24 protein-coding genes are annotated in these 26,401 nt (G+C 39.0%); 19 read left to right on the forward strand and 5 right to left on the reverse strand.

Going from position 1 to position 26,401, the window contains the following annotated elements; translation table 11 throughout:
- The first annotated feature begins 857 nt into the window (after positions 1 to 857).
- Both RQ907_RS01100 and RQ907_RS01105 read left to right on the forward strand, forming a co-directional pair.
- The gene (locus RQ907_RS01100; protein WP_311491561.1) at positions 858 to 1,211 is read left to right on the forward strand and encodes a hypothetical protein; all 354 of its coding nucleotides are present in this window, start codon (positions 858 to 860) and stop codon (positions 1,209 to 1,211) included.
- 195 nt (positions 1,212 to 1,406) lie between these two features.
- A complete protein-coding gene (locus tag RQ907_RS01105) occupies positions 1,407 to 4,079 on the forward strand; it encodes a cation-translocating P-type ATPase (RefSeq protein ID WP_311491562.1) in 2,673 nt (890 codons plus the stop codon).
- Between the two features lie 116 nt (positions 4,080 to 4,195).
- Here the strand turns inward: RQ907_RS01105 and RQ907_RS01110 are convergent, their stop codons facing one another.
- On the reverse strand, positions 4,196 to 4,756 hold the full coding sequence (locus RQ907_RS01110) for a chromate transporter (RefSeq protein WP_311491563.1): 561 nt from the start codon (positions 4,754 to 4,756) through the stop codon (positions 4,196 to 4,198).
- Positions 4,749 to 5,285 carry a chromate transporter gene (locus RQ907_RS01115; RefSeq protein ID WP_311491564.1) on the reverse strand — a complete coding sequence of 179 codons (537 nt, stop codon included), beginning with the start codon at positions 5,283 to 5,285 and terminating at the stop codon, positions 4,749 to 4,751. Before RQ907_RS01115 ends, RQ907_RS01110 begins: the two co-directional genes overlap by 8 nt.
- 257 nt (positions 5,286 to 5,542) lie before the next feature.
- On the opposite strand from RQ907_RS01115, the gene RQ907_RS01120 reads away from it, so the two are divergent.
- The 3 genes from RQ907_RS01120 to RQ907_RS01130 all read left to right on the forward strand — a co-directional run bounded on the left by RQ907_RS01120 (position 5,543) and on the right by RQ907_RS01130 (position 8,135).
- Entirely contained in the window at positions 5,543 to 6,385 is an 843-nt protein-coding gene (locus RQ907_RS01120) for a hypothetical protein (RefSeq protein WP_311491565.1), read from the forward strand.
- Positions 6,386 to 6,491: 106 nt separating this feature from the next.
- A complete protein-coding gene (locus RQ907_RS01125; protein WP_311491566.1) occupies positions 6,492 to 7,460 on the forward strand; it encodes a thermonuclease family protein in 969 nt (322 codons plus the stop codon).
- Between the two features lie 15 nt (positions 7,461 to 7,475).
- Positions 7,476 to 8,135 (forward strand): HAD family phosphatase, encoded by a 660-nt coding sequence (locus tag RQ907_RS01130; RefSeq protein WP_311491567.1) that lies wholly within the window; start codon positions 7,476 to 7,478, stop codon positions 8,133 to 8,135.
- Positions 8,136 to 8,311: 176 nt separating this feature from the next.
- On the opposite strand, the gene larA is transcribed toward RQ907_RS01130, so the two are convergent.
- Entirely contained in the window at positions 8,312 to 9,589 is a 1,278-nt protein-coding gene (gene larA / locus RQ907_RS01135; RefSeq protein ID WP_311491568.1) for a nickel-dependent lactate racemase, read from the reverse strand.
- 94 nt (positions 9,590 to 9,683) lie between these two features.
- The gene (locus RQ907_RS01140) at positions 9,684 to 11,027 is read right to left on the reverse strand and encodes an MATE family efflux transporter (protein WP_311491569.1); all 1,344 of its coding nucleotides are present in this window, start codon (positions 11,025 to 11,027) and stop codon (positions 9,684 to 9,686) included.
- Between the two features lie 85 nt (positions 11,028 to 11,112).
- Here RQ907_RS01140 and RQ907_RS01145 point away from each other — a divergent pair, with 85 nt between their 5' ends.
- The 14 genes from RQ907_RS01145 to RQ907_RS01210 all read left to right on the forward strand — a co-directional run bounded on the left by RQ907_RS01145 (position 11,113) and on the right by RQ907_RS01210 (position 24,579).
- The gene (locus tag RQ907_RS01145; protein WP_311491570.1) at positions 11,113 to 11,715 is read left to right on the forward strand and encodes a sugar O-acetyltransferase; all 603 of its coding nucleotides are present in this window, start codon (positions 11,113 to 11,115) and stop codon (positions 11,713 to 11,715) included.
- 178 nt (positions 11,716 to 11,893) lie between these two features.
- The gene (locus RQ907_RS01150) at positions 11,894 to 13,771 is read left to right on the forward strand and encodes a BglG family transcription antiterminator (protein WP_311491571.1); all 1,878 of its coding nucleotides are present in this window, start codon (positions 11,894 to 11,896) and stop codon (positions 13,769 to 13,771) included.
- 27 nt (positions 13,772 to 13,798) lie between these two features.
- Positions 13,799 to 14,776 (forward strand): N(4)-(beta-N-acetylglucosaminyl)-L-asparaginase, encoded by a 978-nt coding sequence (locus RQ907_RS01155; protein ID WP_311491572.1) that lies wholly within the window; start codon positions 13,799 to 13,801, stop codon positions 14,774 to 14,776.
- A gap of 8 nt (positions 14,777 to 14,784) precedes the next feature.
- Entirely contained in the window at positions 14,785 to 15,105 is a 321-nt protein-coding gene (locus RQ907_RS01160; protein WP_209774504.1) for a PTS lactose/cellobiose transporter subunit IIA, read from the forward strand.
- Entirely contained in the window at positions 15,098 to 15,682 is a 585-nt protein-coding gene (locus tag RQ907_RS01165; protein ID WP_311491573.1) for an RDD family protein, read from the forward strand. Before RQ907_RS01160 ends, RQ907_RS01165 begins: the two co-directional genes overlap by 8 nt.
- A 2-nt stretch (positions 15,683 to 15,684) precedes the next feature.
- On the forward strand, positions 15,685 to 16,011 hold the full coding sequence (locus RQ907_RS01170) for a PTS sugar transporter subunit IIB (protein ID WP_311491574.1): 327 nt from the start codon (positions 15,685 to 15,687) through the stop codon (positions 16,009 to 16,011).
- 2 nt (positions 16,012 to 16,013) lie between these two features.
- Positions 16,014 to 17,366, forward strand: a complete 1,353-nt coding sequence (locus tag RQ907_RS01175; RefSeq protein WP_311491575.1) for a PTS transporter subunit EIIC — start codon at positions 16,014 to 16,016, stop codon at positions 17,364 to 17,366.
- Between the two features lie 20 nt (positions 17,367 to 17,386).
- Entirely contained in the window at positions 17,387 to 17,899 is a 513-nt protein-coding gene (locus RQ907_RS01180) for a GrdB-related putative oxidoreductase (protein WP_311491576.1), read from the forward strand.
- 5 nt (positions 17,900 to 17,904) lie between these two features.
- Positions 17,905 to 18,903 (forward strand): hypothetical protein, encoded by a 999-nt coding sequence (locus RQ907_RS01185; RefSeq protein ID WP_311491577.1) that lies wholly within the window; start codon positions 17,905 to 17,907, stop codon positions 18,901 to 18,903.
- 1 nt (position 18,904) lies between these two features.
- Positions 18,905 to 19,966: a hypothetical protein gene (locus tag RQ907_RS01190; protein ID WP_311491578.1), complete on the forward strand. Its 1,062-nt coding sequence runs from the start codon at positions 18,905 to 18,907 to the stop codon at positions 19,964 to 19,966.
- Positions 19,963 to 21,069, forward strand: coding sequence for a Sapep family Mn(2+)-dependent dipeptidase (locus RQ907_RS01195; protein ID WP_311491579.1), 1,107 nt, complete (start codon positions 19,963 to 19,965; stop codon positions 21,067 to 21,069). Before RQ907_RS01190 ends, RQ907_RS01195 begins: the two co-directional genes overlap by 4 nt.
- Before the next feature lies 1 nt (position 21,070).
- Entirely contained in the window at positions 21,071 to 21,964 is an 894-nt protein-coding gene (locus RQ907_RS01200; RefSeq protein ID WP_311491580.1) for a haloacid dehalogenase-like hydrolase, read from the forward strand.
- Positions 21,965 to 22,043: 79 nt separating this feature from the next.
- The gene (locus RQ907_RS01205; protein ID WP_311491581.1) at positions 22,044 to 22,943 is read left to right on the forward strand and encodes an alpha/beta hydrolase; all 900 of its coding nucleotides are present in this window, start codon (positions 22,044 to 22,046) and stop codon (positions 22,941 to 22,943) included.
- Between the two features lie 157 nt (positions 22,944 to 23,100).
- Positions 23,101 to 24,579: a hypothetical protein gene (locus RQ907_RS01210; protein WP_311491582.1), complete on the forward strand. Its 1,479-nt coding sequence runs from the start codon at positions 23,101 to 23,103 to the stop codon at positions 24,577 to 24,579.
- Positions 24,580 to 24,658: 79 nt separating this feature from the next.
- Here the strand turns inward: RQ907_RS01210 and RQ907_RS01215 are convergent, their stop codons facing one another.
- On the reverse strand, positions 24,659 to 25,846 hold the full coding sequence (locus RQ907_RS01215; RefSeq protein WP_311491583.1) for a hypothetical protein: 1,188 nt from the start codon (positions 25,844 to 25,846) through the stop codon (positions 24,659 to 24,661).
- Between the last annotated feature and the right edge of the window lie 555 nt (positions 25,847 to 26,401).

Consider the following 26,401-nt stretch of genomic DNA (forward strand, 5'->3'; position numbering starts at 1 on the left):
CCCAGGGGAACGTTCCGGACGTTCCCCAACCTGCCTCCCCAGACCCCACTCGGCTACCCCCTCCGGCCGGCCCCTCTCGGGGGATAAGGAGTTTGCCTGTCGGCAAACGAGTTAATATGGAGGTGACCTTGTTTATGTATAATATTATTCTAACTTTTTAAAATCCCAAGCCTCCTAAAAATTGCAATCTGGTCTGATTTGTGTTTTTATTTATAAATTAGTTCACAGTATTTATAATGCTTTTATTCGTAAAGAGTTGTCAGTGCAATTTTCTTAACGGAGTCTTGGGATTTTAAAATACTTGGTCTTAAGTTTTTAACTCTTCGTTTTAGAATGCAAAACTCATCTAGCAATATTTGGCGAAAGCCAAACTAGCCTAAGTCCTCTATGTACTTCGATACCAATTCCCTAATCTACCAAGGCCTAAATTCTAATCAAGAAGCCCGTAAAGAAAATCGCATGTTTGAGCGTTAGCGAGTTTGCGATTTTTAGGGCTTTGATAATTAGAATGATAGTAAGGATATACGTAATCATATACAGTGCTATACTTTCTACCAAAAAAAGCTTGCGATAAGCAAGCTTCATTACCCGCACTCCGCATAAGGAGCCGTTCGGGGGTGTAACGGAAAGGGGGCCTGGGGGAACCCGATGAGGGGGCATACGGAAAGCCCCCTAGGGGTTCCCCCAGAAACGAAGATTCAAATGTAAGTGGAATAAAAATCTAATTTACCAGATTACAATGAAGAACAATATATAGAATAATTCTATAAAAGACAAAAATATGGTATATTAAAACAAAGGGTATTAGGGAAAATTTCCCTAATTTAATTTATCAAGGATAAAGAGGAGAAAAAAGAATGGGACCAGTTATTGTTGGCGATTTGATGCTTCTTATTTTTTCAATTTATATAGGAATATTTTTTATATTTTTCCACACAGATCATCCTGATATGTCTGTTGGTTTTCATGTTTGGGAGGCTTGTTTTTCTCGCGATACTTGGATTTTTGGCAACAAGTTTGCGGGGTGTCTTTCTATTGGGCTTGGAATTTTGTTTTATGGGATTATCCTTCCTATTTTAATTTATCTTGAGATTTCTAGGGAGATTCTATCTATTATAGTAATTATTTCTCTTTTGATTTTCTTTTTGCTTTTGTTTGGCCTTTCTAAGTTGGTTTTGAGGAAGAAGTTTGACCTTAAGGATACCAAGTAAGTGCCAATCTTTAATTGATTTTGCTTTTATTTGCTATATAATATTACTAGCAAAAGGGAGTAGCCCAATTATTTAATCGTCAGAACGGTTTTTACCCGGTTAAATAAACCCTAGAAGGTGGCGAGACGGAGCTAATGAGTATAACTCACTAAGCCCCGCTTTTTTTATATTTTGCAAAATTTTTAAGGAGGAATTATGGACTATAAAGGCAGTCTTAATGAAGTAATCAAAAAACACGGAGCTGACGCTAAGCGTGGACTTACCTCATCTGAAGCCAAAGCTAGGCTTGAAAAGTATGGCCCAAATGCTATTGAGTCATCAAATAAAAAGAGCCTTATGAAGAAGATTATCGAACAATTAGCTGATCCTATGGTTATTCTTTTGGTAATCGCTGCTATTGTGTCAGCTTTTACAGGCGATGTAATTGAATGTGTAATTATTATCGCAATCGTTGTTATTAACGCCATTATGTCTATCATCCAGGAGGGAAAGGCAGAGGACTCTGTGGCAGCTTTACAAAAGATGAGCTCGCCTGAGGCTACTGTTATCCGTGATGGACAAAGAAGCCACGTAAAGGCAGAAGAATTAGTGCCGGGAGATGTGGTTGTTATCGAAACTGGGGATATTATCCCAGCTGATATGAGGCTTATCGAGTCATCAAACCTAAAGATAGACGAATCTTCGCTTACAGGTGAATCTGTGGCTGTAGAAAAGGACGCAAGTTTTGAAACAAATGAAGATGTAGGAATTGGTGATAGGGAAAATTATGTCCACTCATCTTCTATTGTTACCTACGGCCACGGCATGGGCCTTGTGGCAAATACTGGAGAAGAAACTGAAATCGGCAAAATTGCTGTAAGTTTGGATGAGGTTGAGGATAAGGAAACTCCTCTCCAAAAGCAACTTAAAACCCTTTCTAAGATTCTCGCTGTCCTTGTCGTTGTGGTTTGTATAGGGGTTTTTGCCCTAGGATATTTTAGGGGCAGTCATAATCTTTTAGAGAATTTCATGGTGGCAGTTTCCCTTGCAGTTGCAGCTATCCCAGAAGGTTTGACAGCTGTTGTAACTATTGTCCTTTCTATTGGTATGAACAGGATGGCAGACAGGAAGGCAATCGTAAAAAACCTCCTATCTGTAGAAACCCTTGGTTCAACCACAGTTATCTGCTCAGATAAAACTGGAACCTTGACCCAAAACGAGATGACTATCACAAAAATTTTCACCAACGATGAGGAATACGAAGTCGAAGGTACTGGTTATAGGCCAGAGGGTGATATCAGAAGGCAAAACAAAGAAGTAATTAGTTCTGACAGTCAAATCGAATTATTAATGACTATTGCTAGTCTTTGTAATGATGCAAATCTTATTCGCCAAGGCGAAGAATACAAGATTACAGGCGACCCAACCGAAGGTGCCATGCTAACCTTGGCAGAAAAATGGAATATCAACCAAGAGACCCTTAACGACAAACACCCAAGACTCCAGGAAATCCCATTTGATTCCACAAGGAAGATGATGACTACCTTCCACGAGCTTGATGGCAAATACTACGCCATGACCAAGGGTGCACCAGATGTTGTTATGGGCAATTCTTCTCAAATTTTAATCAATGGTCAAATGGAAGAATTTACCGATACTTATCGCAAAAAACTTGCCGATAAGAACAACGACCTAGCAAGTCAGGCTCTTAGGGTAATGGCCTACGCCTTTAGACCTCTAGAAACTCTTGACCAAGACCTTACTACAGAAAATATCGAAAAAGATATGATTTTTGTTGGTCTTACAGGCATGATTGACCCAGCAAGGCCAGAAGCCAAGGCAGCTGTTGCCGAATGTCACGCATCAGGAATTGATGTCATAATGATAACTGGCGATTATTTTGAAACAGCCCTTGCTATTGCCAAAGATTTGGGAATTGCAACAAGCCGTGACCAAGCCATGCAAGGATCAGAACTAAATGATAAGACCCACGAGGAAATCAGGGAAATCGTCAAAACCAAGAGGATTTTCGCCAGGGTTTCTCCAGAAAACAAGGTCCAACTTGTTAAGGCCCTAGAAGCCAATGACAATGTAGTAGCCATGACTGGTGACGGAGTAAATGACGCTCCTGCTATCAAAAACGCTGACATAGGTGTGGCTATGGGTATTACAGGTACAGACGTTGCCAAAGACGCTTCAGATATGATTCTGGTTGACGATAACTTTGCAACCATAGTAAATGCAGTTGAAGAAGGAAGAGTGATCTTTTCAAACATCAAAAAGTTTGTATCCTTCCTCCTATCATGTAACATTGCAGAAGTTTTGATAGTTTTCCTATCAATTTTAATGGGACTTCCTAGTCCACTTACCCCAATCCAACTACTTTGGCTAAACCTAGTCACAGATGCCTTCCCAGCCCTAGCTTTAGGTGTTGAACCAGCAGAGCCAGGCCTCATGGAAGAACCACCAAGGGACCCAAGAGAATCAATTATCTCTGGCGATATCAGAACAAATCTAATTAGCCAGTCAATATTTATAACACTCGCAGTCCTTGCTTCTTATATAGTTGGCCTAAAATGGATTTTCCCTGACTCAATCGAAGGTGCCCACACAATGGTATTTGCAACCCTAATCACATCAGAACTACTAAGAGCCTTCTCAGTAAGGAGCACAAAATACACCCTAAAGGAATTAGGATTTGGATCAAACCCACACCTAATCAAGGCGGTAATCCTATCCTTTGCCCTACTATTAGTTGTAATGTACGTGCCAATTTTGACAAAACTCTTTGAAGTCGTATCCCTAACATGGGAATGGATTCCAGTTCTAATCCTCGCTTCAATCCCACTTGTATTCGGGGAAATCAGCAAGACTATAAGAAGAAAATAAGCTAGAAAAAATTTAGAAAAGTAAAATAAAAAAATTCCCAGAATCCAAAAGGACTCTGGGAATTTTTTTGCCTATTTTTATAAATTAGAAACCTTCCTTAAATATAACTTTATTAATTACAAGCCCAAAACCACTCCAATTCCTGCACCTGCTACTATTATCCAAAGAGGACTGAGCTTTTTGAATTTGAATAAAACCAGAGTAAAGACTGCAAAAAGGCCTATTGGGATTGGTCTTAATAACAAAAGTAGCTCGCCTGTTTGGGCAAAGGTCTCTGTATCAAAAAGGGTAAGGACAAGGACTGTTGCCATAGCGCCAAGGATTAGGCCAGCTGTGGCTGGTCTTAAGGTGGTAAAGGCATCAGCAACTAATTTTGAATTTTTAAAGGCCAAAATCATCCTTGCTATTATGAGGATAATTATAATGGGACCTGTAACCAAGGCGAGTGTAGCGAGGATTCCCCCGATTGGACCGTAAGCCTTGATACCGGCATAGGTTGCCATATTTATACCTATAGCGCCTGGAGTCGACTCAGAAACAGCAATCATATCCAAAAGCTCTTGGCTAGTGAAATATCCATATTTTTCTCCCATAGCTTGGAGGAAGGGGATAGTTGCCATACCACCTCCCACGGCAAACAAACCTGCCTTGAAAAATTCCCACATCATCCTAAGCATTTCTAATCCTCCCTAAAATAATTCCTAAAAGCCCAACACCTATTACAATTATCACTGGCGAAATTTTAAAAACTGCTATAGCTAAAAAAGTTAAGAAAAATACAGAAAATTTTCCAACTGTATTAGCATTTTTCTTTAGCATTTTTATGACCGAATACAAAACCAAGGCACATACACCAATCCTAATGCCTGCAAAGGCGTGGCCTATAGCTGCTATGTGGGAAAAATTTTTCAAAAAACTAGATATGATAGTAATTATGATAATAGATGGGGTTATAAAACCCAGACTTGCCACCACTCCTCCCATATTTTTTGCCAACTTGTAGCCACAAAAGGTCGCTGTATTTATGGCTATAATCCCAGGTGTGGATTGACCTATGGCGTAATAATCTAAAATCTCTTCACTAGTCGCCCACTTTTTCTTATCGACGACTTCTCTTTCGAGAATTGGGAGCATGGCGTAGCCTCCTCCAAAAGTCATTAAGCCGATTTTGACAAAAGTCGTATATAATTCCCATAAAATATTCATACATCTCTCCCCTTCTAAGTTCTTTATAACTATTATATAACAAAGTAAAAAATTAATAAAGCAAGGGCAGACAACCTTTTCCTCGAGCAATTATTTTCCATTCTTTAATCATAGTTACAAAAATAATACAAAATAATCCTAGTTTTCCCAAATTAGCCAAGGATTTCCCGGATAAAGTAACAAATTCGTAACATTTTTGTTGACAAATTAGTAAAATTGGGTTAGAATATAAAATGTCATAAAGAAAAGGAGATAAAATGAAGAATTTTAAATATATATTAACCGGACTTTTTACTGTGTCGGCTTTGGCTATGGCAAGCCCATCCCTAGCAGCAGAAGAAGTTTCAAATGAAAATACAGAATCAGTTGAAAGCCAAGTTGTTGAGTACAAGGCTTTTGACCTCGATGAGACTTTGGGTCTTAAAAAAGGAGCTGACCTTCCTCACAAAAAGACTGAAATCAAACAAACTTCTTACAAGACAGCTAACAAGCTTGAAGCAAATAACGAAAATGCTCACCCAGACCGTGTTGCCATCAAAGGCTCTAATAGGAATGCTACAGGTACAACTACAGAACCAGGCGCCCTTTCTTGGAGAAATTACAGACAAGGCGACCTCGCTAATTTTGACATAAGAACCAAAAACCCAGATCATATTAACGGTGCTTACATAGATAGGTTTCTAGAAAAGCGTGGCCACTATACTCCACTTAAGGGTTATGGAAATACCATCCTAAAGTTTTCAAACAAATATGGTATCAACGTAGGTATCTTTATGGGTCAAATCGCCAAGGAGACTACTTTTGGTATGAATGCTGGCGTTGGCAAATACAATTTTGGTTGCATCCGTTATTACAAAAACGGTGTTGGTGGCAACTGGGCACCAGCCTACTCATCAAGAGGAGCTGCTTGGGTAAATCCACCTACAGTTGAAGATGGAATCGAAGTTGTCTTTAAACTAATGAGAGAAGCCTATGCTAACAAGGGTTATACAACTTATAAAGCTTTTATAAACCGTTATTCACCAGCTTTTGAGAATAACCATAGGTCTTTTGAGCAACTCGCAGCTGGAACTATGAACGCCTTAAATATAGCATATTAATAGGGAACAGTCTAATTTATTTAGGCTGTTTTTTTTGACCTTTTCTTTGCCTTTGCCATAAAAATATTATAAAATATAAGTATAAATATAAAACAAGGAGAAATTTATGAAAAAACTTTTATTGACCCTAGCTATCAGCTTAAGCGTCATAGGCACTTCTTACGCAAGCGAAAGTAAGCCTATTATTTACTATGACGCCTTTGACCTAGACCTTAAGTGCGGGCTTAAGGCTACAAATAAAATCACTTCAAAAGACGAAACTTCAACCCCTAAAAAAGAAAGCAAAAACTTCACCAAGGCTAAGATAGTATCTGTAATTGACGGTGATACTGTTACAGTAAAAGTAGGTTCTACAACAACCAACCTTAGGATGATTGGAGTTGACACACCAGAAACAGTCCACCCATCAAAACCTGTAGGATTTTTTGGCAAAGAAGCCTCTGATTTTACCAAGAAAAACCTCACGGGCAAGGTGGTTTACCTCGAAAAAGACGTTTCAGAAACAGATAGGTATGGTAGATCTCTTAGGTATATTTGGCTTAGCCTACCAAAAGACCCAGCAAATCCAACCTACGAAGAAATAAGAGATAAGATGTTTAACGGCATCCTCCTCCGTGATGGCTACGGAAGTCTAGCCACCTTCCCACCAGATGTGAAATACCTTGACCAATTTAGGAAAATCGCCAAAACTGCCCAAGAAAAAGACCTTGGCCTCTACAACGAATCTGCAAGGGCAAATTTTGAAGCAAAGGCTCCTTCTAGTAAGGCTGAAAATATTACCCCAACCACAAAAAAATCAGAAAAACCAACCACAAGCAAGGTTAAAGCAAAAAAGACAGTTCGTCTTGGCAAGGGTGACCTCCCAATTGTAAACCAAAAAACTGCCAGAATCTCAAGCAAAAAAGGCACATATTTGGCAGATGTAACCAGGGGTCCAATAAAGGCAAATATGTCCTCAGGCAAATACCACCGACCAGGCCAACAAGGTTACAACAAAATAAGCGTAAACAATGTAACTTGGTTTTCAAGTGCCAAGGCAGCAGAAAAAGCCGGTTACAAACCTGCAAAAAGATAAAAAGAAAGGTAGAGAATGAAAAAACTAATATTTGATGTTGACGGGACAATTTTAGATTCTATGCACATTTGGATAAAACCACAAAATGAACTCTTCGCCAAATACGGATATAGCTTTACAGAACTCTCCAAAGAAGAAAAAGGCAAAATCGAAGCCCTTTCAATCGATGATATGTGCCACTATATAGCAAATGAAATCGCCACAGACATGACCTTTGAAGAGGTTATGAAATACTTTGAAGATGTAATTTACACTGGCTACAAGGACGAGCTTGGTCCCAAACCGGGCAACCTTGAAATCCTAAAAAAATTAAAAGATGCAGGCTTTTCCATGTCGGTAGCCTCATCTACCCCTTATAAATACTTGGAAATGGCCCTTAAAAGGCTGGGAATTTACGATTACTTTGATTTTTTTGCCACTCCTGAGCTTTTAGGTATGAAAAAATCTGAACCAGGCTATTGGCAATACTCCATCAAAAAACACGGAGTAGACCCAGAAGCTTGCGTGCTTTTTGACGATGCCCTCTATGCCATAAAGGCCGCCAAAAAAGAAGGAATCATCACCGTAGGCCTCAAAGACTTCCCATGGAATCAAAACGAATGGGACCATATCAAAGAAGAAGCAGACATGACCCTAGAAAAAATCTCCGGTATGGATATAGAAAAATTTATGTAATAATTTAGGACAAAAGAAGGCCCCCAAAATTTTGGGGGTCTCTTTGTAAGTTAAACATATTTTAATTTGGAAATTTAAGAATAAATCATTTTTAAGGACAGGCTTGAGAAAAATCTATTTTCACTTTGTTTTAAAAAATATTTTCTATTAGTCTTAGCCTTTTTTTATTTTAATCCTTATTTTTTCTTATTTACAATTACAGATACACCATCTGGAACAAAGGCAACCTTAGCATCTTCGCCCTTGATTTCCTTAGCCATTCTTAAAGCTTCTTCTAGACTTTCAGCGTAGGTCATGTGCATATCTTCGATTAGTTGTCTATTTTCTGGATCAGTTACAAAGATAACTTTATGACGTACAAGGATTCTTGCAAGAATTTGGATTTCCCATTGGTCAGCAATTGTTTCTTCCATTGGAATTTGGAGAATCCTATCTTCAACGTCCTTTGGTGTAGCAGCTTCCTTGAATGTTCTGTAGAAACTTTCTCCACCGTGACCATCATCACATCTAGAAACTTCAATGATTACACCATCATCAGCTACTGCTGCTTCTGCTGCTGTCATTGATTTTACTGATTGATATACGTTTTGATCTAGTGGGTAACCACCGTTACTTGTTACAGCTATATCTGCATTTACACCCTCAACAGTTGATAGGCCTCTAACAAATTCAGTACCTTCAAAGTGAGCTTTTACCCTGTGACCTGCAAAGGCATTGATAATCTTCTTATCAGCGTCAATTACAACGTTTAGGATAAAGGCAAGTTTTGCTTGTTCAGCTGCAAATTCCATGTCCTTGTGGATTGGGTTTTCTACTAAGATACCTGTTCTTGAATAATCACTTGCTATGAATTTAGAGCAGTGGTTGGCAAGAACTGTTTTTTCGCTTGCTATACCTGGAAGAACTGATTTTCTACCACCAGAGAAACCTGCGAAAAAGTGTGGTTCAATAAAGCCTTCAGCTATTAATAAGTCAGCATTTACAGCGTGCTTGTTTAGTAGAAGTCTTCCGCCTGATGGAAGGGTATCAAGCTCAACCATGTCTTCATCTACGCCAGATTTGTGGACAACGATATTTTCATTGTCAACGATTTCTTGACCGTATTTAGCAACTAATTCTTCATGGGTAGTTGGTCTGTGGAAACCTGTTGCAATAAGAATGGTAATCTCTGCATCTGGGTTTGTTGACCTAATTTCCTCTAGAAGGATTGGCATGGTTATAGCAGATGGTACTGGTCTTGTATGGTCAGATGAAATTATTGTAATGGTTTTCTTACCCTTTACGAGTTCAGATAGTTTCTCTGTACCAATTGGATTAGCTAGAGCATCCCTAACGAGGTCTTCTTGGCTTTTTGCTGCCTTAAAATCATGCGCCTTGCTCTCAAGAACGGCTACATCATCGCCCACTTCTAGTTCAACGAATTCTTTGCCATAAGGCAATCTTACTTGTTTCATATTTACTCTCCTTTTCTTCTCTCTCTTATATTTTATAGTATATTCTTAATTATTGCAAACACTTTCATAAATAAAAACTCTTCCGAAGAAGAGTTTATCCTTGCATATATTTTTTTATCTTCCTATAAATAAGTGTCATTGCCACAATCCCCTTCATAATAGAAGTAGAACTCATCGCAATCCACACCCCGTAGACGCCAACAAAAGGCATCAAAACAAGGGCTATAGGTATCCTCAAGAGATTGTTGATCACGCCAAGGGCAGCAGGAGTCTTTGTATCGCTCATCCCATTAAAACAGCCAGCCAAACCTATCTCAATCGCCATAAAGCCTTGGGAAAGACCCAGGATAAAGAGATAATTTGCCCCAAGTTTTATGGCCTCTTCGCTCTCTGGAGTAAAAAGCTCAAAAAGTTTGTGCCTAAAAATAATCAAAACCAAAGTCGCAATAATACCGATAAGGGCTACTAGCCTAAAGGCTTCCTTAATAGACTCCTTGACCCTCTTTTTATTCTCAGCCCCAAAATTTTGGGCAACAAGGGCTTGGATACCAACCTGGATACCCTCAGTAGTATTCCAAGAAATCGACTCAAGTTGACTTCCTATAGCGCAAACAGCAACAGGTGTTGGACCGAAAGCTGACATAAACCTATTCAAAACCATAGAAATTGACGCATGGAAACCTGATAATAAAGCCGCAGGCAAACCAAGCTTAAAAATTTCTAGCTGCCAATTTTCCCTATAATCAATATAAGAAATAGCAGACTTAATAATCCCGTCCTTAGAAATCACAAGCAAAAAGTAAAGCAAAACAACTATAAATTGGCTAATAATCGTAGCCAGAGCTGCTCCTTTTGCCCCCATATGTGGAAAAGGACCAAGACCGAAAATTAAAACCGGGTCTAAAACCATATTGAAAAAAAGACCCACAGCATTAATCACAAAAGGCGTAAAAGAATCCCCAAGAGATGTAAAAGACTGGGTAAACATAGGCCCTAGGAAAAAGAAAATCATCCCCAAACTTACCACAAAGAAATAATCCTTGGCAGCCATTTCAGCCTCATGGCCCAAATTATAAAATTCTATAAAAACATTTTTTACAATAAGGCAAAAGGTTGTAAAAAACAAACCGATGACAATAGCCTGGATAAAACCATTATTAATAATCATCACCGTTTCCTTCTCATTTTGCGAACCAAAAGCCTGGGAAGCATAAACTCCCATGCCAACCTTAGGTATAAGGACAAGGGAATTGCCTATCCAAAAAATAAAACCAGCTATCCCAACCCCTGCCATAGCCTTGGTGCCCAACCTTGCAATCCAAATAGTATCAACAAAGCCATAGGCAATCTGGATAAAGGCTGTAAGGGCCAAAGGAAAAGACAGCTTCAAAAGCGTGCTCCTAATATTTCCATGCAATAAATCTATTTTCCTATTCATAAAGACTCCTATATAAGTTATAACCTTATTATTCTACTAATATTTTACGAATTGTCATTTAATTTATCAAAAGTATATTGAATATATGAAAAACTACGAAAACCTAAAAGCAGGCAAACTATTTAAGACAGACGCCTACCTAGTTGAAAGGCTCACAGCCTGCTGGGAAAAATTAGTAAAATTGAACATGACCATAGACAGAAAAGAAAGAAAGGAAATCTGCCAAGAACTCTTTGGATCCTTCGGCAAATCAACAGTCCTTTCACCCTTCAGATGTGACTATGGGGACAATATCCACATAGGAGATGGGTCTTTTATAAACTTCAACGTCTCCATGGTAGATTTGGGAAAAATAGAAATAGGAAATAGGGTCCTCATAGGCCCTGGGACAGGCATCTTCACAGCCATCCACCCCACAGACCCAGAAATAAGAGCCACAGGCATAGAAAAAGGAGCAGATATAAAACTAGAAGATGATGTCTGGATAGGAGGCAACGTAACAATCCTCCCGGCAGTTACAATCGGCAAAGGCTCTATAATCGGAGCAGGCTCAGTTGTAACCAAAGATATACCTGAAATGTCAATCGCTGTAGGAAACCCTGCCAAGGTCGTAAGGGAAATAACAGAAGAAGACAAAATTTATTGGCAAGGTGAATACGAAAAATATTTAGGAGAAATGGAAAAATAAATTTTAAATCTTAAATCTTTGCAAAAAAAAGAAATCGAATAGGTTTCTTTTTTTATTTCAAAAAGTAAATCTAAACTATAAAAATATTTCAAAGCAAAGACCTTCCACAAAGCTAAGGAAAATGTTTGTGTGGACCTTATTTCTATTCTCTACTATAATAAAGATACAAGGTGGTTATATGATTGAAACAAGATTAAAACAAATATTTGACTACCTAACTCTTGACTACGACTACCATACGTCAAAAGAGATAGGAGAAGTAATGGAATTATCTTCTAAAACCATAAGAAAGGAGATAAACCTACTAAATTCAGCTATAAAAGATAAGGGAGCCTTTATAGAATCCAGGCCAGGAAAGGGTTTTATTTTTATCATCAATGACAAGGACAAATTCAAACTGTTCTTGAAAAACGATTGGCACAAATATGCCTACTACCAAGAAGAAGACGGGGACAAAAACCTTAGGTATGTAAACATCCTAAAGACCTTCTTATTCTCAAACTCCTATATCAAACAATTTGAACTAGCCGAAACCTTTCACGTAAGTGAATCACAAATCAACAAAGACTTGCCCCTAATAAGGCAAATCCTAGAAACCTATAACCTAGACCTTGTAGCAAAACCCTACTACGGCATGAAGGTAGAAGGAAGTGAGAAAAATATCAGGCTAGCAATCAAAAATGAAATAGGAGAAGATCCCCTAATTTTTGAAGGCGACAAGGATAAGGACTTATTTGGCAAAATCCAAGAAATCATAGAAAATATTGACTTCGGCGAATCTTATTTCATGCCCTATGTGAGTTTCAAAAACCTAGTCATCCACATCTATATATCGATTTTAAGAATAAGGCAAAAAAAATATATCAGCCTGGCAAAAGATTTTGAAAAGAAAATCGAAACCTATAAAGAATATAAGTTAGGCAAAAATATTGTAAACGAACTAGAAAAAAACCTAGACCTACAAATCCCAAAAGAAGAGCTAGTCTACATCACCATGCACCTAATAGCCAAAAATACAATAAGGGACCAGGAAAAAATATCAACAGAAATCCTCGAACTATCACAAAGTATAATCGATGAAATCTACAAGGTCTCCAAATACGATTTTAGGGCAAATATAGACTTCTACTTCTCCCTCGCCATCCACCTCAGCCCCTTAGCAAATAGGATAAAATACGGTTTTAACATGAAAAACCCCATCCTAGATGACATCAAAGAAAACAAAATATCCTACCTTTTGGCAACAATCGGGGCAAATGTAATAAACGAAAAATACCAAACAAAATTATCAGAAGACGAAATTGGCTACATAGCCCTCCACATAATGGCGGCTATGAATTCTAACTCAGTAAACCAAAAGAAAATCCTTATAATCTGTGGTTCAGGCAACTCCTCAGCCCAGATAATGAAAGCCCAGCTAAACAGGCAATTTAAGGAAAAAATAGACAGCCTAGACACAACTGACCTAAGGAGCCTAAAAAACTTAGACCTAAAAAATTATGACCTGGTCATTTCATCAATAAAACTAGACTACGACCTAGAAATCCCTGTGGTTTATGTTGATATAATATTTTCTAAAAATGACTTGGATAACTTAAAACTCGCCTTTGAAGATAAGAGACTGGCAAAAATCTACGACTTGTTCAACAATTCTATCTTCATAAAGACTAGTCAGTTTAAAAACAAGTTAGAAATCCTAAAATATATTTCAGAATGTATAGAAGAAAAATCTGCCATGAACAAAGACCTTGCCCTTAAACAATTGAAACAAAGGGAAGATATGGGTTATACCTTGTTTAACCAAATAGCCATCCCCCACATCCTAGACCAGGTTGATGGAGATTCCTACTCTATAATTATCGTCTTAGACAATCCTGTAAAATGGAACGAAACAAGCGCCAGACTAGTTTATTCCCTAATCATAGGCAAGGAACTAGCTGATATGAGCCTATATTACGAAAAACTCGGCTTGTTTTTATCAAGCCACAAGTCAGTCACCAGGGCTCTTGAAGCAAATAATCAAATGGACTTTATGAACATATTCTTGAACGTTTAAGGTAAATATAATCTAAAAGGAGGACTTATGTACGCTTTAATTGGAACTTGGAGGATGTCCCTCGAAGGCATAGAAAAAAGCCTAAAAGATTTGGCAAATGGCAAAAGTGCAGCAGACGCCATGACCCAAACCATAAAAGAAGTCGAAAACTTTCCCTATTTTAAATCTGTAGGCTATGGTGGCCTACCAAATGAAAATATGGAAGTTGAACTAGATGCAGCCTTCATGGACGGAAGTAATTTTAACTTCGGCGCTGTTGCAGGAGTCAAAAATATTAAAAACCCAATCGCTGTCGCAAGAGACTTGTCAAAATTTGATGCCAACAACTTTTTGGTAGGACCAGGTGCAGAAAAATACGCCGACCAAAACGGTTTTGAAAGGGTAAACATGCTCACAGATAGGGCAAAAATCCATTACAAAAACCGTCTCTACCAAGAAAAAAAATTATCCATGGAAAGAGACCTAAAACCCTATATAGGTCACGATACTGTTGGAGTTTGTGCCCTTGACAAGGATGGCAACATCGCCTGTGGCACATCTACAAGTGGACTTTTTATGAAAAAGCCAGGCAGGGTTGGCGATAGTCCTGTAATTGGATCAGGTCTTTATGCGGACAGTGAAGTTGGAGCTGCCACTGCTACAGGCCTTGGGGAAGACCTCATGAAAGGTTGTATCTCCTACGAAATCGTAAGGCTAATGAAAGAAGGATACCAGGTCCAAGACGCCTGTGATCAGGCAGTAAACAATTTGGATAAAATCCTAAAGAAAAAAAGGGCTAAAAGTGGTGACCTATCGGTAGTAGCCATTGACAAGGACGGAAATTTTGGCGTAGCAACCAACATCGACGGCTTCTCCTTTGTTTATGGAGGCGAAAACCAACCAGCCAAGGTTTATCTCTGCTACAGGGAAAATGACAAAACCCTCTACAAAGAAGCAAGCTCCGACTGGCTTGATGACTATATGAAAACCAGAACTGCACCACTAAAATTATTAGAAGAAGAATAGGAGGAAATATGGAAGATTTAGAATTGATTTGTTTTCAAATCATCTCACACGCAGGCACAGCCAAATCAAACTATATAGAGGCTATGGCCAAGGCAAGGGAGGGTGATTTTAAAAGAGCTTCAGAACTAATTGAGGAGGGTGTAAAGTCCTACAGACTTGCCCACAAGGCCCACTCATCCCTAATTACAGAAGAAGCATCTGGCAACAAGGTAGAAGTAGGTCTTTTACTAATGCACGCCGAAGACCAACTAATAACAACGGAGGTGATAAAATTAATGGCTGAAGAAAATATTCAGCTAATAAAAGAAATTAGGAAAATAGATGAGTAAAAAATCTAAAATAAAAATAGAGGAAAACACAAAAACTGGATATTTTATTAAAAGAGTCTTTGCTTATATGATAGACTGGTACATCTCCTCTGTCCTTTTAAACTTAGCCATAAGGCTATGCTTGATTTTTACTGGACTTGGAGATAAGTACGGAGCCATAGTTATTAAAAGTAATAAGGCAGATGCTATAATAATTCTTATGTCACTATTAATAGCCTTTAGCTACTATGTACTAATCCCTTATACTTCAAAAACTACTGCCACCCTAATGAATAAGGTTATGAAGCTTGAAATAGTTAATATGGACGGAAGCAAACCTAGTCTTATGACCCTAACAAAAAGGTATTTTCTAGGATGTTTCCTCCTCCAAGGTATTTTGTATTCGCCTTTTAACACTATCATCCAAACCATATTTCAACACATAAACCCTAGTGGTGCAAAGAGCTTTGATATCATTTTAGCCTCAACCATGGCCCTTATAATAGCTTATTCATCTTTTAAAGCCCTCAAAGATAAGAAAACTCATCAAGCACTTCAAGATGCGATTTCAAACACTTATGTAAGAAAAAGGAAGTAATTATGAAAAAATTTTATTTATTTTGCAACGCCGGTATGTCCACAAGCCTACTAGCTAGCAAAATGCAAAAAGTAGCCAACGAACACAACTTGCCTATAGAAGTAAAGGCCTTTCCTGATTCTGAAATGGATACAATAATAAATTCAGAAAATCCAGACGCCATCCTCTTAGGCCCACAAGTACGCCACATTTATGAAAAAACAAAAGAAAAATACGGCAATCTTGGAAAGGTTATCATGCCAATAGATCCTGATGATTATGGCACAATGAACGGCGAAAGAGTTCTAAAAGCAGCTATCTTAGAATACAAGAAAAACGGAGGTAAATAGAAATGTTAAAAAAACTAGATTCGTTCCTATCCCCAATAGCTAACACCTTATCAAAAAACAAAATATTAAGTGCGATTAGAGATGGTTTCTTAATTACAACCCCAATTGTAATTATCGGCTCCCTATTTTTATTAATTGCCAACTTCCCAATCAACGGCTACGAAGAATTTATGGCTGGTATTTTTGGAGAAGGTTGGGATGCTTATCTTGGCAGAGTAACAGCCATAGCCTTTGACTGTATAGCCCTCCTAGCATCATTTTCTATTGGTTATTGCTATGCTCGTGAAAAAGGACTAGCTGATAAGGTATCTGCTGCTGCAGTTGCCCTAGTATCCTTCTTGATAGTAACACCTCAAAAACACCCAGACTTTGTAAATATAGAAGATTCCGAAAAAGTATTCCGTGGATTCTCCTTTGGAAACTTTGGTACAGCTGGTATCTTCCTATCAATGATAGTAGCAATCATATCTGTAAGCATTTTTGCTTGGGCAGTCAAAAGAAAACTTGTAATCAAACTACCTGATGGAGTTCCTCCAGCAGTAATGGATTCTTTTGCGGCCCTAATCCCTGCAGCCCTATCAATGGTATTCTTCTTTGTGATAAATATAATTATTTCACATACATCTTATGAATACCTCCACAACCTAATTTACCAAGTTCTCCAAGCACCACTTGTTGGTCTAGGAAGATTTGCCCTATTTGAAGTTATATACCAATTCTTATCAACCCTCTTCTGGTTCTTTGGTATAAACGGCCCTGCTGTTACAAATACAGTATTCTCACCAATCCACAAGGCTCTTACACTTGAAAACTACGAAGCAGCTCAAGCTGGTCTAAAGATGACAAACATCTTCACAGCTGGATTCTCAGATTTCTTCTGCAACTTCGGTGGTGGTGGATCAACACTAGGTCTTGTAATAATGATGTCATTCCTAGCCAAATCTGAAAGAATGAAAGTTTTAGGTAGATTATCTCTTCCTGCAGGCATCTTTGGAATTAACGAACCAATCATCTTTGGTCTACCAATAGTATTAAACCCAATCATGATTATTCCATTTATCCTATCACCTATTGCAAATACAGTTATAGCTTACCTTGCAACTATCACAGGCTTTATCCCTGTTACATCTGGTATCCAACTACCATGGACAACCCCAATAGGATTCTCAGGCTACCTCATCACAGGTACCTTCTCTGCAGTAATCTTACAGCTAGGCCTACTTGCCCTAAACATGGCAATCTACTACCCATTCATGAAATTACTAGATAAGCAATACCTAGAAGAAGAAAAGAATAAGGTAGAAGAAGTTGACGAAATAGACTCCCTATCATTTGACGATTTAAGCCTAGATTAATTTTTAGAAAGAAGTGACAAATGAAAGTATTAATGATCTTTGATCAGGGTTTGGCTGGTGCTGGCGGAAAATCAAATCCCAACCAAGAACTAGCTATAGCAAAGGGCGGAATTGGTTCTGCCCTTATGCTAAAACCCCATTTTGATAAAATTTCCGCAAGCATTGTAGCCACCTTATATTGTGGCAACGAATATTTTCTAAACCACCAAAAAGAAGTAGTAATAAAAATGACCAAGATGGCAGAAAAGATAAAACCAGACCTAGTTGTCTGTGGGCCATGTTTTAACTTTGAAGACTACGCCCTAATGTCTGCTGAAATTGCCCTAAGTATAAAAGAATACACCGATATCCCTGTACTAGCCATGATGTCCAAAGAAAACGAAGCTACTATCTCTAACTTTAAGGACAAGATAGACATCCTAAAGATGCCAAAAAAAGGTGGCACAGGGCTTAGCGAAAGTTTTGACAACCTAGCTAACTATATAGATAGGAAGGTCAATGGTGGAGAAATAAATAAGGACCACTTATATTAAAAATTATGACAAAAAATAAAATCAAAGAAATCTACGATATTTATTCCGTATCCAGTTTTGAAAGACAAATCAGCGACTATCTCGAAAAAGCCTACCAAGCCTATGACTATAAAATAGTAAAAGATAAGCTAAACTCAGTTTTTTTCAACAAGGCAAATCCCGGTCGTAAAAAAGTAATGATAGCCTTTCCCCTAGATGAATACGGATTAATGGTTAGAGAAATAGAAGATAATGGAAAAATAAGGTTCATCCTCCTAGAAGATATTTCTCCATTATCTTTTTTAAATCAAAGAGTAAATATAATCACAAGAAACAAAAAAAATATAAAAGGTATCGTAAAGGCAGATGTAAAATTTGCTGAAGATTCTAAGACAAATATTGGCGAAGATGATCTTTATATAGAAGTCTTAGCTCCTAAGGATAAGCTAAAAGAAAGTGTAAAAATAGGCGACCTTGTAAGTTTAGATTCGCCCTTTTATGAAGATGAAAACTTTATAATGGCAAGGTCTCTTAGCCAAAAAATCTACCAGTATCTTTCCATAAGCCTAGCCGAAAAAATCAAGGATAAGACCTATCCTTTTGATTTGTATGTTGGGGGTATATCCCAATCAACCATCGGTTTTAGGGGGACAAAAACTGCTACCTACGTAATAAAGCCAGACCTCGCCCTAGCACTCACAAGTTTTGAAACTAACGCCTCAAGCCCAAAAATTTCCCTAGGCGATGGCCTAATAGTCGGCAAATATGACAAGCAAATGCTACCCGATAGGAAACTTTTATCCTTTGTAGAAGACAGGTTTGAAGCTAAGGCCTACCTTGGTCTTAGGGGCAATGACGGATCTTTTATCCACAAAACTATTTCTGGAACCCCTTGCCTATCCCTAGGTCTTGCCACAGCAAATATCTCAACAGCCAATGAAATAATTTCTAAAACCGACATAGAAAAGCTAGAAAATTTCTTGATTGATTTCCTAGATCAAGTTGGCGAATTTTTAGGGGAATGATATGGATGTAGGAAAATTCAAAGACCTTGCAAGCCTTCCCGGCCTAAGCTCTTTTGAAGACAGGGTCGTAAATCATTTAGAAAAAAACCTAGATGCTAAGGACCTAGAAATTCAAAAAGACGGGATAGGTAGCCTAATTGTAAGAAAAAAACCTAGCCAAAGCCAAAATCCTCTAAAACTCATGTTTGCAACCCACATAGATGAAATTGGGTTTTTGGTAGAAGATTTTAGGGGCAATTTTTTGAAACTAAGGCCTGTTGGTTCTACCTGGACCCACTTAGTTGTTGGACAAATTTACCAATTGATCAATAAGGATGGCAAGAGATATTTTGGAGTCATATCCTCTCCTGCAACCCACGGCAGGAGTGCGGAAGAAAAATCCAAAACCCTAAGCCAGGATGAACTCTACCTGGATTTGGCTTTGGAAGATGGGGATTTTGAGAAATTGAATATAGGAATTGGCGATGAGGTAGTTCCCTATGCACCAGACCTTGACCTTGCTAATGATAAATTTTTCCTAGCCAAGGCCATAGACAACAGGATTTCTGCCTACCTTGGCGAAGAGATTTTAGCTGAGAAGCTTGCCAACAAAACCGACCTCTACTGGGCCTTTACCGTCCAAGAAGAACCAGGTCTTAGGGGTGCTCGCACGGTTACAGATATAGTTAGACCAGACCTGGCCTTTGCCATTGACACCACCCTCGCAGGTGATACCGTCTTTGACAAAAACTCAGTCAAACTCGGTGGTGGCCTTGTCCTTTCCTTTATAGATTCAAACTCCATAGCCCACAGGGGACTCATGCGTTGGGTCGAAAATTTGTGCGAAGCTAACAAAATAAAATACCAGTACGCAGTCTTTAACAAGGGTGGAACTGATTCTGGCAATATCCACAAATCCCTAGATGGAATCATAAATATGACCCTATCCATCCCAGTAAGGTATATGCACACCAACCACACCCTAGCCAATACAGACGATGTAGACAATTGCCTAAGGCTGGTAAAAACAATTATCCAAAGCCTAGATGAAAAAGAATTTGAAAAAATTAAGGATTTGCAATGAAAGAAAAGATTGACCAAATGGTCGACTCCCTAAGAGACGACCTAATTTCGGACCTAAGAGAAGTAATAAAAATCCCTAGCAAAAAAGGGGAAGCCACAGCTGATGCTCCCTATGGCCTAGCCTGCAAAAGGGTTTTAGAAAAAATAATCGAAATCACTGGCAAAAAGGGTTTTGCCACAAAAAACGTAGACAACCACATGGCTTATTGTTCAATCGGCGAAGGTACTGACTATGTTTGCGCCATGGGCCACCTAGATGTGGTCGATGAAATGCCGGGTTGGAAATACCCTCCCTTTGCCGGAGAAATCCACGAAAACAGGATGTATTCTAGGGGGGCACTTGACAACAAGGGCCCAATCATGGCAGCATTTTACGGTCTATATGCCCTAAAGAAATTAGGTGTAAATTTCAACAAGGAATTTAGGATTGTCTTTGGCTCTGATGAAGAAAGTGGCATGGCAGACCTCAGCTATTATCTAACTAAGGAAAAACCACCTATCATGGGCTTTTCCCCAGACAATAAATTCCCAGCCATCTACGGAGAAAGGGCCAGAGCTAAGGTCGCCTTAAAAGGAGATTTTGAATGTTTTGAAAATTTCCTAAATAAAAAAATCTTTGCCGGCGACCCAATCAAAAATCTGGCTATAGACATCAGTGACCAAGACTTCGGTAGGATGATTTTGAGGGGCAAGAAAATTTTTAGGGATAAAGATGAATATGGTATAGAATTTAGCCTATCCATGCCTATTTGTGATAAGGATTATGTCCTAAAACAAATCGAGGAAAACGCCCTCGGCCTCAAAGTAAGGCTAATATCCTACGAAGAAGCCTTCCTAGCAGATAAAAATTCTGCCCTAGTGGAGATTTTAAATGACGCCTACAATGATTATCTAGGGGCAAATGAAAAACCAACCACAACCACAGGCATGACCTACGCCCATTTTTGCCCAAATATAATCCCCTTTGGTCCATCATTCCCAGGACAAAACGGGATTGCCCACCTCCCAAACGAATGGATGGACATAGACGATTTGATAAAATGCACAAAAATCTACGCCTACGCCTTTTATAAAATCAACGAAAATTTCAATAAAGGAGAATAAAATGAAAAGATTAATAAGTTCTAATGCCTCAGACCTCTGTGCCTATTCTGCAAAAGAACTCAAACAAAGTATCAAGGCAAGCGAAGGCAGGACAGTCTGCGCAGAAAATGTTGCCGTCAGAGAAGCCTTCATAGGAGATATAACCGGAGCAGAAATCGCAAGAGCCTTTGGCGCTGACCTCATCCTCCTAAACGCAGTTGATGTCCTAGAACCAAAGCTTGCCGGCATCGAAAACCAAGCCGATTTTGTAAATGAACTAAAAAAACTTGTCGGTAGACCAATCGGAGTTAACCTCGAACCTGTAGACCCAAATGCCAAAATGATGGAAAACACCCTAGCTATTTCTAGGGGCAGGACAGTCAATGAAGACAGTTTGGCTGCCCTAGATAAGCTTGGCATGGACTTCTTGTGCCTAACAGGCAATCCTGGCACAGGAGTTACCAACAAAACCATAGCCGAATCCATAAAACTAGCCAAGGAAAATTTCTCAGGCCTCATCATAGCAGGCAAGATGCACTCATCAGGTGTAGACGAACCTGTAACCAGCAAGGAAACCATAGAGACCTTCATCAAGGCAGGCGCAGATATAATCCTAGTCCCAGCAGTGGGTACAGTTCCAGGCTTTGACAGCGATGATCTCAAAGAAGCTGTAAAAGTTGCCCACGCCAATGACGCCCTAGTCATGACAGCCATCGGCACCAGCCAAGAAGGATCTAGCAAGGAAACCATCAGACAAATCGCCATAGCCAACAAAATCTGTGGCGTAGATATCCAACACATAGGAGATGCCGGCTACGGAGGCCTCGCACCAGTAGAAAACATCTTCGAACTAAGCCTAGCTATCAGAGGCATCAGACATACTGTTTCTATGGTTGCTAGGTCCGTTAATAGGTGAGATTTTTCCCTAGGTCAATTTTTGATTTAGGGATTTTTTCTTTTTTTGTGGTACACTAAAACCAGAAAGTTGAGGTTTTATGGGTGATTTTGAAAAGGACCTTTACCCTGATTTGGGGCTTGGGGATATTATTGAGATTTTGAGCAAGAAGGATGAGGGGCGTTTGGCTTTGGAGGATTATTCTGGATTCGAGGGGGAAGTCTGGTCTGATTTGTCCTATAAAAATGACGGGGATTTTTACCATAATTTTGATATTTATTATGGGAAATCTTTTGGAAATCTCCTCCCTACTGTGATTTATGTCCACGGTGGTGGCCTGGTTTATGGGACTAAGGAAGTTTGCAAAGCCGCCTGCCTAAGGCTGGCTAGTTTGGGTTTTAATGTAGCAAATATCAATTACAGACTCCTTCCTCATGTGACCCTGAGGGACCAAATCAAGGACGTCCTCGACGGTCTTACCTATATTTACGAAAATGCTCGCAGGTTTAATCTTGATCCCGACAAGATTTTTCTGACTTCCGATTCGGCTGGTTCTTTTCTAAGCCTTGCGGCTTTTGCCCTTATGAATGATGTAAATTTCGGGGAAATTTTTGGCATCCCTGCCAAAGACATTGATATCTCAGGTATGGCTTTGATTTCACCTATGACTGGCCTTTTAAAATCCGGTTCTCTTTCCCTCATAAATGAGCCTGCAAGATGTGGCCTTAGCAAGGACCAAGTCCCCTTTACAGATAATATCCTAAAGGCTCTTGCCATTTTGCCTCCAACTTTGATTACCACTAGCGAGGAAGATTTTATCAGAGACCAGGCTCTCGATTTAAAAAAATTCCTAGCCGTAAAAGACCTGCCCCATCTTATATTAGATTTCAAAAAAACTCCTACACACCATCTAGGCCACAGCTTTGCCATCTCCCACCCAGACCTTGGCGAAAGTGGGCAAGTTTTTGTGGAAATTAGGGATTTTTTCAAGAAATACTAAGAAAATCATAAGGAAAAAATTCGTCATTCCAACAGACCGTCCGGAGAATGGGACGGGAAACCAATCGGATGTGGACCCTGCACATGAGGGTCTCTTTTTTTGTGGAGAAAAATTTTTTTGGGTAAAAATACTATATAAAATGCAAAGGAAGGCTCATATGACAAATACAATTTCTACTGGCAAAAAATTTCAATTTCAAGACTTCAAGAGGGCAGACCTTGCCAACAAGCTTGGCAGGATGGCGAGGATTTGCTCTGATCTTAATATTCCAATTTTAATCATAGTTGACGGTTGGGAATCATCCGGCAGGGGCTTTGTCATCAAGGACCTGACCCGAGACTTCGCAGCCAAGGACTTTGACGTAGCTGTACCCGACAAGGACGATAGTTGGGACAAATCCTACCCCTTTATCAGGAAATTTTGGGTAAATATCCCCAAAAAAGGCAAGGTCAAACTCTTTGACAGATCTTTTTACTACAAGCTTTTTGAAAACCTAACCCTATCCGAAAAGGAAATAGCAACAAAAATCGCCTCCATCAAAAATACGGAAAAGGCCCTTTTTGACGACCAAACCATCATCATAAAATTTTTCCTCAATATAGACAAGGACGTGCAAAAGGAGAGGATAAAAGAACTCAGAAACTCCATCAAGAAAAATTTCTATATAGACGGGATGGACGATGCCCAACAGACCTCCTACCCAGCCTACGAAACCCACTTCAAAAAACTCCTAAAAGCCACCGACTTCCCCTACGCCCCATGGGACATAATCGACTCCAACGATAGGAAAGCCGCCTCCAAAGAAGCCCTGGGCATAGCCATAGACAGGCTCAGCCAAGGCATAGAAAGAGTCATCAGACAAAGAAAGGAAAATGAAAACACCCAGAGATCCTACAAAAAAACCAAATCAATCCTCAAAAAACTCGACCTAAACAAAACCATAGACGAAGAAACCTACCAAGCAAAAAAGAAAAAACTCCAAAAACAAGTCGCAGACCTCATGTACCAATACTACGAAAAAGGCATCAGCCAAGTCCTAGTCTTTGAAGGAGTAGACGCAGCCGGCAAAGACGGTGCCATAGAAAGACTCATCAAAGAAGTCGACCCTAGACTTTACACAGTCTACGGAATCTCCGCCCCATCAAAAGAAGAACTAGACCGCAACTATCTATGGAGATTTTATAGCAAACTCCCAAAAGACGGCTACGTCTCAATCTTCTCCCGCTCTTGGTATGGCAGGGTCATGGTCGAAAGAGTCGAAGGCTACGCCAAAGTCAATGAATGGGACAGGGCCTACGGAGAAATCACCAACATGGAAAAGGAAATCACCGACCACGGCAGTCTAGTCATCAAATTTTTCCTCACCATAGACAAGGACGAACAGCTAAAACGCTTTGAAGACAGGGAGAGAAATCCAGATAAGCAATACAAAATCACCGACGAAGACTGGCGCAACAGGCAAAAATGGGACGCCTACCAGGAAGCCATGGACGAAATGCTAATAAGGACCAATTACAATCCCTGGGTCATAGTCGCCACCAACCAAAAAAAATATGCCAGAATCAAAGTCATGGAAGAATATATAAGACTAGCCAAAGACCATCTGGAAAAAATCCACCAAAAAACTCGAGCCTAAGCTCGAGTTTTGTAGTCAGATAAATTTGCGCAAATTATTTGTTGTAGGTTCGCCCTACATCACAAGCTAGTTAATTACTCTAGTTGTTTTTCTTTCTGGTTGCAACAATGCCAGCCATTGAGATAGCAAGTGTTGAAAGAACTGGAGCTACGCTTTCAAGACCAGTCTTTGGATTCTTGCGACCAGCTTGACGAGCAGGAGCTTGTTTCTTGTTTTCTGCTTCTACTACTTTTTTCTTGTTTTCTTTAGCTTTAGATTTTTCTTTAACTTCTGTAGTTTCTTTTTCTTTAGCTTCTTTTTCAGTTTCTACTTCTTTGCTTTCTTCTAGTTTAGGAAGAGTAACTTCTTCGTCAACCTTACCAGGTTTGATTAATGGGTATTCATAATCATAAGATGGAACTGGTTTAACATCTGGTTTAACATCTGGTTTAACATCTGGTTTCTTTTCTTCTTTTTCATTTATTTCTGGAACAAAGTAGTAATTATTATTTAAACCCTTCATAATTCTGAAAGAATTGAATTCAGGGTGTTTTTTAAGATATGCTTTAGCTGCAATTTCAGCTTGTTCTCTACTGATGTATCCATCTTCAGAGTTTTTCTTGATTAGATAATCATCTATTGTAGTAGTTTTTTTATCTTTTTTTTCTACCTTCTTATCATCTTTTTGATTTTCAAGCCATTCATCAATTGTGACAAGTTTGTTCTTTTTGTTATATTCATCAATAGTCATTGAATTAGACTTAAATTGATTTAGAAGCTTTTCTTTCATTTGATCTACATCATAAACAGAATCTAAGCCTTCAAGTCTTTTTAATACTTTTTCATTTTTAAGACCAGCTTTTCTCAATTCTTCTTTAGCTTTTTTAACTTCTGCTTCTATTAATGGAGCAACTCTTTCTTTTTCTTCTTTAGCTTTTCTAGCATCATCTTTTTCTTTAAATGCTTTTTCTGCTTCTTTTACAGCTTTATCAGCATTAGTAACTTTAGTTTGTGCATTAGTTACAGCTTGTTTTGCTTGTTCTATAGCCGCATCATTATTTTCTTTTTTTTCTTCTTCAGCTTGTTTTGCTTTTGCATCAGCTAAATCTTTATTAGCTTTTTCCAAATCTTTTTTAGCTGCTTGAACATCTTGATCAAGATCATAAAGTGTCTTTTCTGCTGGTGCTGGAGCAGCTGGTTGATTTCCTGCATCTTGAGCATGGGCAACACCACCTGAAAGGATAAGACCTGCAGATAAGGCAACTGCTAGTATTCTATTTGTTTTCATAATAATATCTCCTATATTTTTAATTTGTTATTCTATGCTATCTGACTAAATATATTATATGACATTTTGAGGATTTTTTCAAATAATATGTAGAAATTTTGTGCTTTTTGTAAAAAATTTTGTGGGTAGGAAATATTTTTACAGGTCATAAAGAAAAAAATCAGAATGACACCCCACCGCTATTCCGAGGAAACTGGAGAAATCTCTCGCCATCAACTCCCCCTCGTCTCGAGCGAGCGGAGAACAAGCCCGTCGGCTCGGGGAGACTGGAGAGACCTCTTGCTATCAACTCCCCCCTCGCTTCGACCGAGCGGAGAACAAGCCCGTCGGCTCGGGGAGACTGGAGAAGTCTCTTTCCATTTTTATAAAGCAAATATGGTAAAGGTGTCATGACCACCTAAAATCAAGAATAATTTTACAACAAAATCCCAAGTCCATACCAGGGCCAATCCTAATTTGGTCCAGAGGTTTCTCCACTTCGGTCGAAACGAGGGTGGTGGGTTTGAGTTTGCTTTGAAGATTAAAATTGCTGTTATTTTGAAAATTAATTTCTTT

The sequence above is a fragment of the uncultured Anaerococcus sp. genome (assembly GCF_963510575.1).
Taxonomy (GTDB): domain Bacteria; phylum Bacillota; class Clostridia; order Tissierellales; family Peptoniphilaceae; genus Anaerococcus.

Bases quoted from the DNA above. Each gene is read 5' to 3' on its own strand.
- RQ907_RS01215 (WP_311491583.1), bottom strand. From the start codon at position 25,846: ATGAAAACAAATAGAATACTAGCAGTTGCCTTATCTGCAGGTCTTATC.
- RQ907_RS01140 (WP_311491569.1), bottom strand. From the start codon at position 11,027: ATGAATAGGAAAATAGATTTATTGCATGGAAATATTAGGAGCACGCTT.
- RQ907_RS01175 (WP_311491575.1), top strand. From the start codon at position 16,014: ATGTTAAAAAAACTAGATTCGTTCCTATCCCCAATAGCTAACACCTTA.
- RQ907_RS01200 (WP_311491580.1), top strand. From the start codon at position 21,071: ATGAAAAGATTAATAAGTTCTAATGCCTCAGACCTCTGTGCCTATTCT.
- RQ907_RS01195 (WP_311491579.1), top strand. From the start codon at position 19,963: ATGAAAGAAAAGATTGACCAAATGGTCGACTCCCTAAGAGACGACCTA.
- RQ907_RS01115 (WP_311491564.1), bottom strand. From the start codon at position 5,285: ATGAATATTTTATGGGAATTATATACGACTTTTGTCAAAATCGGCTTA.
- RQ907_RS01105 (WP_311491562.1), top strand. From the start codon at position 1,407: ATGGACTATAAAGGCAGTCTTAATGAAGTAATCAAAAAACACGGAGCT.
- RQ907_RS01145 (WP_311491570.1), top strand. From the start codon at position 11,113: ATGAAAAACTACGAAAACCTAAAAGCAGGCAAACTATTTAAGACAGAC.
- RQ907_RS01130 (WP_311491567.1), top strand. From the start codon at position 7,476: ATGAAAAAACTAATATTTGATGTTGACGGGACAATTTTAGATTCTATG.
- RQ907_RS01100 (WP_311491561.1), top strand. From the start codon at position 858: ATGGGACCAGTTATTGTTGGCGATTTGATGCTTCTTATTTTTTCAATT.
- RQ907_RS01210 (WP_311491582.1), top strand. From the start codon at position 23,101: ATGACAAATACAATTTCTACTGGCAAAAAATTTCAATTTCAAGACTTC.
- RQ907_RS01185 (WP_311491577.1), top strand. From the start codon at position 17,905: ATGACAAAAAATAAAATCAAAGAAATCTACGATATTTATTCCGTATCC.
- RQ907_RS01125 (WP_311491566.1), top strand. From the start codon at position 6,492: ATGAAAAAACTTTTATTGACCCTAGCTATCAGCTTAAGCGTCATAGGC.
- RQ907_RS01160 (WP_209774504.1), top strand. From the start codon at position 14,785: ATGGAAGATTTAGAATTGATTTGTTTTCAAATCATCTCACACGCAGGC.
- RQ907_RS01155 (WP_311491572.1), top strand. From the start codon at position 13,799: ATGTACGCTTTAATTGGAACTTGGAGGATGTCCCTCGAAGGCATAGAA.
- RQ907_RS01180 (WP_311491576.1), top strand. From the start codon at position 17,387: ATGAAAGTATTAATGATCTTTGATCAGGGTTTGGCTGGTGCTGGCGGA.
- RQ907_RS01170 (WP_311491574.1), top strand. From the start codon at position 15,685: ATGAAAAAATTTTATTTATTTTGCAACGCCGGTATGTCCACAAGCCTA.
- RQ907_RS01165 (WP_311491573.1), top strand. From the start codon at position 15,098: ATGAGTAAAAAATCTAAAATAAAAATAGAGGAAAACACAAAAACTGGA.
- RQ907_RS01150 (WP_311491571.1), top strand. From the start codon at position 11,894: ATGATTGAAACAAGATTAAAACAAATATTTGACTACCTAACTCTTGAC.
- RQ907_RS01190 (WP_311491578.1), top strand. From the start codon at position 18,905: ATGGATGTAGGAAAATTCAAAGACCTTGCAAGCCTTCCCGGCCTAAGC.
- RQ907_RS01110 (WP_311491563.1), bottom strand. From the start codon at position 4,756: ATGCTTAGGATGATGTGGGAATTTTTCAAGGCAGGTTTGTTTGCCGTG.
- larA (WP_311491568.1), bottom strand. From the start codon at position 9,589: ATGAAACAAGTAAGATTGCCTTATGGCAAAGAATTCGTTGAACTAGAA.
- RQ907_RS01205 (WP_311491581.1), top strand. From the start codon at position 22,044: ATGGGTGATTTTGAAAAGGACCTTTACCCTGATTTGGGGCTTGGGGAT.
- RQ907_RS01120 (WP_311491565.1), top strand. From the start codon at position 5,543: ATGAAGAATTTTAAATATATATTAACCGGACTTTTTACTGTGTCGGCT.